Raw genomic sequence first — 4,176 nt, forward strand, 5'->3', positions numbered from 1 at the left:
GGTAGGCCGGACGCGTCCTTGGCACGATGAACTCCTCCTTTGCGGGACCCAGTGTCCCAAAGCGAAAGGTTGTCCATCAAACCGGGGCAACTTCACTTCTCCTTCCAGCCCGACCTCGACCCGCGCAAGGTCAAAGACCTCGCGACATTGTCGTTCGTCGGGGACAAGGACAACGCCGCCCTGCTGGGGCCGCCCGGGGTGGGCAAGACACACCTCGCTGTCGCTCTGGCCGTCGCTGCCTGCCGGGCCGGCTACTCGATCTACTTCACTACCCTCGACGACATGGTCCGCCACCTCAAGACCGCTGAAGCGGCAAACCGGTTGACCAGCAAACTCGGCAGCTACCTGCGGCCGAGCGTGCTCGTGGTCGACGAGGTCGGCTACCAGCCTCTCGAACGCGCCGAGGCGAACCTGGTCTTCCAGGTGATCTCCAAGCGTTACGAGAAAGGCTCGATCGTCCTGACCTCGAACAAGACCTTCAGCGAGTGGGGACAGATCTTCGGCGACGAGGTCCTCGCCACCGCCATCCTCGACCGCCTCCTGCACCACTGCGAGGTCGTCGCGATCAACGGCAACAGCTACCGCCTCAAGAACCGCCTCCAAGCCCTCGAACGGGACACCGACGTCGCCTGAGCCCGGATCCACCGACCGGTAACTGCAGCGGGGAGGGGATGACGCAACGAAGTGCCCGCTGAACTGGGAGGATGGGAGTTCTCTACGCTTCCGTCCGCCCAACCAGCAAGGCACCTCGTAAGTGAAATCCTCCCACAGTCACGAGTGCAGCCTGCCAGCCCGGCCCCACCCCAATGGCACCGAGGGATGTTCAGGTAGTGATGGGATGGGGGTCCGGGGTGGTGCGGACGGCTCGGAGGACGCTGTCGAGGAGGCCGGGGAAGCGAGCGTCGAGGTCGTCGCGGCGCAGGTGGTGCAGGATGATGCGCCCTTCGCGACGGGCGAAGAGGACGCCGGCTTCGCGCAGGACCTGCCAGTGGCGACTGGCGGTTGACGGGCTGACCTCGGGCAGGACGGTAGAGCAGGTCAGTTCTTCCCCGTTGGCGAGCCGCTCGATGATCCGCAGCCGGATGGGGTTGGCCATGGCGCCCAGGACGGCCTCGATGCACAACTCGTCGCAGCGCGGGTGGGTCAGCGGCTTCATGCTTCCAGGATACGTTAGTTCGCACTTTCATGAACTGTTGTGCTGGGGATCACACCTTGCCGCGTTGACCCAGCCGCAAGAGCGAAGTTTCATAGTTCGCGTATGCACGAACTAACGAAGGAGTCTCCAAGTGACCGCCTACATGGTCATCAGCGTTACCCCTGAGGACGACGAGAAGATGCGCGAGTACGAGGCCCGCACTCTGGAGCTGGTCCCGCGCTTCGGAGGTAAGCCCCTCGTCCGCGACACGGACTGCTTCGTCATCGAGGCCGACCAGCGCCCGGGCATCGGCGTCATCATCGAGTTCCCCAACAAGCAGGCAGTCAAGGACTTCTACGACTCCGAGGAGTACCGGCCCCTGAAGGAGTTCCGCCACACCTTCGCCACCGCCAGCGCACTCGTCGTCGGCACCGACTGACTCCGACGCCGCGTTCTGTCCGGATCGAGAGAACGACACTGCAAGGTCCGGTGCCTTCGTCCCGCCATGCCCGGGCACTGAACCCGAATCCACGGTCGGTGATTGCAGCAGGCAGAGGTGATGCAGAGAGGTGCCTGCTGAGCTGGGAGGATGGGAGTTCTCTACGCTTCCGTCCGCCCAACCAGCAAGGCGCCTCGCAAGTGAAATCTTCCCGCAGCCCTGCCGTGGTCTCCGCTGCGTTCGACGAGCCGAACCTGATCGCGGACGCTGGCCTGGTACCGCTCGTCCGCTTGGCCGAGCGGTGCGGCCTGCCCGAGCTGGTCGCCCGCGAAGTCCGGATCGGCGGGGCGGCCAACAGCGCCGGGGCCCACCCGGCGGCGAAGGGGATGAGCTTGGTCGCGGCGATGTGCGCCGGGGCCGACTCCATCGACGATGCCGACCGGCTGCGGCACGGCGCCATGCACCGGCTCTTCACCGGAGTACGGGCACCCTCCACCCTGGGCACCTCCCTGCGCGCCTTCACCCACGGCCACAACCAACTCCAGGCGGTGCACCGCATGTTCCTCGCCCGGCTCGCCCGTCATACGCCGCTGCTGCCAGGCGCCGAGAAGGTGGCGTTCGTCGACGTCGATCCCACGCACCGGCGAGTCTACGGCCGCGCGAAGCAAGGCGCGGAGGTCGGCCGATTCAAGGGCCAGCGCACGCTGCACCCGATCCTGGCCACCCTCTCCACGCCGCTTGCCCGGCCGGTGCTCGCGGCGGTGCGGCTACGACGGGGCAAGGCCGCTGCGCCCGCAGGGCCGCCCCGTTCACCTCCGAGGCCCTGACCGCCGCCCGCCAGGCCGGCGCGAGTGGCACGGTGATCGTCCGCGCGGACAGCCAGTTCTACAACGCCGACGTCGCCGCGGCCTGCCGCCGATCCGGCGCCCACTTCTCCCTTACCGTGCGCATGAACCCGCACGTCGCCGCCGCCATCAGCGCCATACCCGAGCACGCGTGGACAGCGATCCGCTACCCGGACGCGTTCGTAGACCCCGACACCGGCGACGTGGACGTGGTCTCCGACGCTGAGGTCGCCGAAATCCAGTACACCGCGTTCACCGGACGCAAGCAGGCCGAGCAGGTCACGGCCCGCCTGATCGTGCGTCGGATCCGGCGCCTGAATGCCCAGGCCGCAGCCGGGCAGGGCGAGTTGTTCACCGCCTGGCGCTACCACCCGGTCTTCACCGACAGCCCCTTCGCCATGCTCCAGGCCGAGCTGCACCACCGCCAGCACGCCACAATCGAGCAGGTTATCGCCGACGGTAAGTCCGGACCACTCGCCCACCTGCCCTCCGGCAACTTCCAGGCCAACGCGGCCTGGCTCACCCTATGGGCCATCGCCTTCAACCTACTGCGAGCCGCCGGCGCCCTGGCCGGCTCCTGCCACGCCAAGGCCACCACAGCCACCCTGCGCGCTCACCTGATCAACATCCCGGCCCGCATCGCCCGCACCGCACGGCACCTCACCCTCCACCTGCCCGAGCGATGGCACGGCCAGGACGCCTTCACCGCGCACTTCGACGCCGCCCACGCACCACCGGCACGCTGACCGACCCCGACCACCCCGCCCAGCAAGGGCTCGACCGGAGAACGACGTGGAGGAGCTGGGCAGACCAGCAGATACCTCACGTCCTCGGGCCGAGCCTCATCCCCGGACCAGTGAAACGATCAAGCCGAGACCAACTCGGTGGATCCGGGCTGAGTGGTGCACATAACTCTGTACTTGGTGGAGCACTCACATCAGTACGGGGACAGACCGCCGCGGAGCGTTCCCACTCGCGACCCAAGGAGCTGACCATGGGGCAGGACAGTCGGTACGGGGTCGGCGTCGGTACCGCCGGAAGCCGCTTCGGACCGCCGGGGACCGCCAAGATCAGAGCGTGGCCACAGACGGCATGACCTGCGGAAACCATCGCCAGAGACACAGCTGCTGCCTACCGGGGAGACACCCATGAAGATGCTCGTCATCATCGGGGTGAATCCCCTGGTCCCTGGGGTGCGTTGGACGATTTCGAGGTCGATGCCGAGGGTGGCGGCGTGCTCGACGAAGTGTTTGCGGTAGCCGCCGTCAACCCAGACCTTGCGGATGGTGGGGTAGGCGGCGGCCACCTGGTCGAGAAGGGTCTGGCCTGCGACGGAGTCCTGAACACTGGCCGCTGTGACCAGCACCGCAAGTAGCAGGCCGAGGGTGTCGGTGATGATGCTCCGCTTGCGGCCCACGATTTTCTTGGCGGCGTCCGTGCCCTGGCTGGCGGCGGGGACGCTGGTGGCAGTGCTTGGGTGGGCCGGTCAAGGAGCGGGAACGGGGCCGCCGGGCCGGAACCGCTCCACCCCGACGACGTGCCGTACCTTGACCGGGCGCACGATCACCGCAACCCGCTGCCCCGTTACCTTTTTCGTGGCCCCGAAATGGGGCTCCCGGCCTCCGGGCCCGGCATGACTGTTGCCCCCTGTCGCACGCGTGACAATGCCGTTGCTTTTAAGGCAGGCAGGTCGTTGGGCCGTTCGTGTTGGTGTCGCGTCTGGAGCGGCTGGGGTTGGGGATCTTGACCCGGTCGTG

Annotated in this window: 4 protein-coding genes and 3 pseudogenes; 4 read left to right on the forward strand and 3 right to left on the reverse strand. The window is 67.3% G+C overall.

Annotated elements, in window-relative coordinates:
• Nucleotides 1–96: 96 nt before the first annotated feature.
• A pseudogene (gene istB / locus ACIRQP_RS42060) lies at nucleotides 97–633 on the forward strand (IS21-like element helper ATPase IstB); the annotation flags it as partial.
• Nucleotides 634–823: 190 nt separating this feature from the next.
• Here istB and ACIRQP_RS42065 read toward each other — a convergent pair.
• Nucleotides 824–1,156 (reverse strand): ArsR/SmtB family transcription factor, encoded by a 333-nt coding sequence (locus tag ACIRQP_RS42065; protein WP_403900719.1) that lies wholly within the window; start codon nucleotides 1,154–1,156, stop codon nucleotides 824–826.
• A gap of 130 nt (nucleotides 1,157–1,286) precedes the next feature.
• Between ACIRQP_RS42065 and ACIRQP_RS42070 the strand changes: the two genes are divergently transcribed.
• The 3 genes from ACIRQP_RS42070 (at nucleotide 1,287) to ACIRQP_RS42080 (ending at nucleotide 3,165) form a co-directional block, all read left to right on the forward strand.
• Entirely contained in the window at nucleotides 1,287–1,574 is a 288-nt protein-coding gene (locus tag ACIRQP_RS42070; RefSeq protein ID WP_403900721.1) for a DUF1330 domain-containing protein, read from the forward strand.
• A 200-nt stretch (nucleotides 1,575–1,774) separates the two neighbouring features.
• Complete coding sequence (locus tag ACIRQP_RS42075; protein ID WP_403900723.1) at nucleotides 1,775–2,401, forward strand: transposase; 627 nt, start codon at nucleotides 1,775–1,777, stop codon at nucleotides 2,399–2,401.
• Nucleotides 2,398–3,165: a transposase gene (locus ACIRQP_RS42080; RefSeq protein WP_403900725.1), complete on the forward strand. Its 768-nt coding sequence runs from the start codon at nucleotides 2,398–2,400 to the stop codon at nucleotides 3,163–3,165. The genes ACIRQP_RS42075 and ACIRQP_RS42080 overlap by 4 nt, the downstream gene beginning before the upstream one ends.
• A 428-nt stretch (nucleotides 3,166–3,593) precedes the next feature.
• On the opposite strand, the pseudogene ACIRQP_RS42085 reads toward ACIRQP_RS42080, so the two are convergent.
• Nucleotides 3,594–3,890, reverse strand: a pseudogene (locus ACIRQP_RS42085) (transposase); the annotation flags it as partial.
• Between the two features lie 15 nt (nucleotides 3,891–3,905).
• Nucleotides 3,906–3,998, reverse strand: a pseudogene (locus tag ACIRQP_RS42090) (PPOX class F420-dependent oxidoreductase); the annotation flags it as partial.
• Between the last annotated feature and the right edge of the window lie 178 nt (nucleotides 3,999–4,176).

It is taken from the genome of Streptomyces sp. NPDC102274 (assembly GCF_044766385.1).
Lineage (GTDB): Bacteria > Actinomycetota > Actinomycetes > Streptomycetales > Streptomycetaceae > Streptomyces.